Genomic DNA, 1,993 nt, shown 5'->3' with positions numbered 1-1,993 from the left:
GTCGACGATCATTGCGGTGATGGTGTGAACCGGCGGTCTCAAGAACGGTCCGGCAAGGTGCCCCATAGCTGCAGAGTCTGCCATTCAGGACGAAAGTCCCTTCAATCGTTAAGGCCTTAATGATTATGTTGGTCGCCATGGCCCCAAAGACGCAACTCGCACTCGAGATGGAACTTCCGCCGACAACCGACCAGCCGAACGTGTTTCCGCTGAGCTGGCACGCTGGCACCGCGAAGATGGAAGAGATCTGGTCGGCGAGCCAACGTGAGGTGTGGGATCCAGCCCAGCTGTCGTGGGACACCTTCGACCCCGAGTCGTACACGTGGGAAGAGCGCGAGGCAATCGCCTACTGGTGGACGCTGCTCTCGGTCTTCGATGCGTCGGCACCTCCGGTGTTTGCTGAAGCGTTTGTCAAGACGTACGAAGTGCATGAGGAAGACGCGGTGCGTCGGTGCTTCTTTTCCGTCACCCGTGACGAGCAGAACCACGAGCAAATGTGCGGCATGGCCATCACCAAGATGCTCGGCTGGCCCGACCCGCTCACCTACGAACCGAAGACCGACCTCGGCATGCGGGCCCAGCGCAATGTGAAGTGGCTGTACTTCAACGGCGGTCGCTACTGGGACGGTTTCAAGCAGGCGGTACCGAAGTACTCGCTCGCTGTGTTGTTCTCGTCGTTCCTGATGGGAGAGATCGCGGCAGCGACCATCTTCCACCAGATGGCCGAAGGTGCCCGCGAGCCAGTCTTCGAAGAAGCGTTCACGCATATCGGACGCGATGAGGGTCGTCACATGGCGATCTGCATGGCGCTCATGGAGCGTGACTACCCACATCTTGACGTCACCGACCGCGAGCTGATCACGAAGCAAATCCGAGCCGGTTACCTCTTCCTGTCGGCCGTGCTGTTCGAGCCGCCGGAAGCTTTTTGGGACCTGCCGTCTGACTTCATCGAGGTGCAGCGGAGTTGTGAGGCGGTCGCCCGCGATGCCGGGTTCCATATCCCCGAGTTCAACGAGAAGAAAGAGAACTGGCGCCAGGCAATCCTGAACCTGAAGGCAGTGCTCGACAAGTACGACATCCCCTTCCCGGCGATTCCTGAGCTGGAGATCAGCGGCCAGGAGGTCAACGACATCGATCTCGAAGACATCATCCCCGTCTTCTGATGAGTGCAGGGGAACAGGTCATCCGGCTCGCACCGTCGGGCAAGGATGTGCGCTGCGAGCCAGGTGACACGGTCTTGGGCGCGCTCGAACGGGGCGGCTACGCGCTGCCGAACAACTGTCGAGCCGGGGCCTGCGGTGAGTGCAAAACCAAGGTGGTCGGTGGCGACGTCGATCAGGGCATGGTGCTGGATATGGCGCTTTCGGCTGACGAGCGCGCCGATGGATATCGACTGATGTGCATGGCCAAGCCGACGACCGATGTGGTCGAGATCGAGTTCGGCACCGACGACGCCATGCCGAAGCTCTTTCCGCCACGCGACCGCGTGCTGTCGGTCGTGACCGAGAAGATCGTGCGGACACCCAAGATTGTCGAGCTGCGAATCCGGCCGATCGGTGACCCGATTCGGTACTGGCCGGGCCAGTACCTGATGGTGGGTGACGACAATGCCGGCGCCCCGCCGCGCCCATACTCAATCGCCAACGCGCCGCGGCCCGACGGCGAAGTGGTGCTGCTTGTGGCTCGGGTTCCTGACGGAGCAACGAGCAATTGGATTCACGATCAGCTCGCCGTGGGTGATCGCATCGCCGTCGCCGGCCCCTATGGCACCTTTATCGGCGATCCGGGCACTGACACGCCGGTGCTGTGCCTTGCAGCCGGATCCGGACTCGCCCCAATTCTGGCGCTCGCTGACGGTGCTCTTCGACGCGGTTTCAAACATCCGGTGACGCTGCTGTATTCGGCGCGGACGCACGACGACGTGTTCGACGAAGGCCTCATGGCGTGGTGGAGAGCGAAACACCGACGCTTCGAATTTCGAGTGACCTACACC

At 61.6% G+C, this 1,993-nt stretch carries 2 protein-coding genes; both read left to right on the top strand.

The window, feature by feature from the left end; genetic code table 11:
* Positions 1-137: 137 nt before the first annotated feature.
* Positions 138-1,163, top strand: a complete 1,026-nt coding sequence (locus ACH2DW_RS15290) for a ferritin-like domain-containing protein (protein WP_394930605.1) — start codon at positions 138-140, stop codon at positions 1,161-1,163.
* Positions 1,163-1,993, top strand: an 831-nt coding sequence (locus ACH2DW_RS15285) for a 2Fe-2S iron-sulfur cluster-binding protein (RefSeq protein ID WP_394930604.1), incomplete at its 3' end; no start/stop codon positions are given. The genes ACH2DW_RS15290 and ACH2DW_RS15285, both read left to right, overlap by 1 nt.

This window comes from uncultured Ilumatobacter sp., assembly GCF_963980585.1.
In the GTDB taxonomy this organism is placed as follows: Bacteria; Actinomycetota; Acidimicrobiia; order Acidimicrobiales; family Ilumatobacteraceae; genus Ilumatobacter_A.
This window is presented reverse-complemented; position numbering and strand designations above follow the sequence as displayed.